Source organism: Mesorhizobium sp. M7A.F.Ca.CA.004.12.1.1 (genome assembly GCF_003997835.1).
Lineage (GTDB): Bacteria > Pseudomonadota > Alphaproteobacteria > Rhizobiales > Rhizobiaceae > Mesorhizobium.
The window spans coordinates 1-1350 of the sequence record NZ_RZRK01001174.1 but is presented as its reverse complement, the minus strand read 5'-3'; the positions used below and the strand labels follow the sequence as shown (position 1 = coordinate 1350).

Annotated in this window: 1 protein-coding gene; it reads right to left on the bottom strand. The window is 63.5% G+C overall.

The features are described 5' to 3' along the window. Positions 1-175: 175 nt before the first annotated feature. Positions 176-1350, bottom strand: a 1175-nt coding sequence (locus EN984_RS34825; protein ID WP_164765932.1) for a sigma-54 dependent transcriptional regulator, incomplete at its 5' end; no start/stop codon positions are given.

The following is a 1350-nucleotide window of genomic DNA, read 5'->3' as shown; positions in this document are numbered from 1 at the left end:
GAACTGATAGCCGCGATCCTCGATATGCACGGCAGCGTCGGCGTGCGTGACATAGCGCCCGTTGACATAGGCAATGCGCGGCATGGGCAACCTCTAAGAAATTCTGGGGCTTTCTTATGCGATTCCACCGCGGCCGTAACCGGCAAATGCTTGGCCCAGGCGCGGCTAACCCGCGTCAGACGCCCAGCGACTTCAGCTTGCGGTGCAGCGCGGAGCGCTCCATGCCGATGAACTCGGCGGTCTTCGAGATGTTGCCGCCGAACCGGTTGATCTGGGCGATCAGGTAGTCCTTCTCGAACTGCTCACGCGCTTCGCGCAGCGGCAGCGCCATGATGTGCTGGTCGGATTGATTCGGCGTGCGCGGCATGACATCTCCGATCTCGGCCGGCAACAGATCGGCGGTGATCGGCGCATCGACGTCGTCGCCGCGCGCAAGGATCATCAGGCGCTCGACATTGTTGCGCAGCTGGCGAACGTTGCCCGGCCAGTTGTGCGCCTGCAGCACGGCCAGCGCGTCGTCGCCGATGCGGCGCGGCTTGATGCCGGCCTGGCGGGCGATCTGCTTCATGAAATTGTCGACGAGGTAGGGAATATCCTCGCGCCGCTCGGCCAATCCCGGCACGATGACCGGAACCACCGCGAGGCGATGGTAAAGATCCTCGCGGAAACGCCCGTCGGCAATCATCGCTTCGAGGTTCTGCGAGGTCGAGGAGATGATGCGGACATCGACCTTGACCCGCTTGGTTCCCCCTACCCGCTCGAACTGCTGCTCGACCAGCACGCGCAGGATCTTGTTTTGCGTCTCGCGCGGCATGTCGGCCACCTCGTCGATGTAGAGGATACCGCGATGGGCCTCCTCCAGCGCGCCGACCTTGCGCTCGACGCCATTCGATTCGGTGCCGAACAGCTCGATCTCCATGCGCTCGGGCGTGATGTTGGCGGCGCTCAGCGTCACGAAAGGTGCGCTCTTGCGCGCCGACAGCGTGTGGATGGCGCGCGCGGCCAATTCCTTGCCCGAGCCAGACGGTCCGATGATCATCACGCGGCTGTTGGTCGGCGCGACGCGTTCGATGGTCTGGCGCAACTGGCTCATCGCCGACGACATGCCGATCAGATCGAAGGTTTCGCCGCTGCGCAGCTTGAGGTCGGAAACCTCGCGCCGCAATTTCGAGGTCTCGAGCGCACGCTCGGCAATAAGGATCAGCCTGTCGGCCTTGAACGGTTTTTCGATGAAGTCATAGGCGCCGCGACGGATGGCGGAGACCGCCGTTTCGATGTTGCCGTGGCCGGAAATCATCACCACCGGCAAGGTCGGATGCATGGTCTTGATCTCGTCGAGCAGCGCCAGCC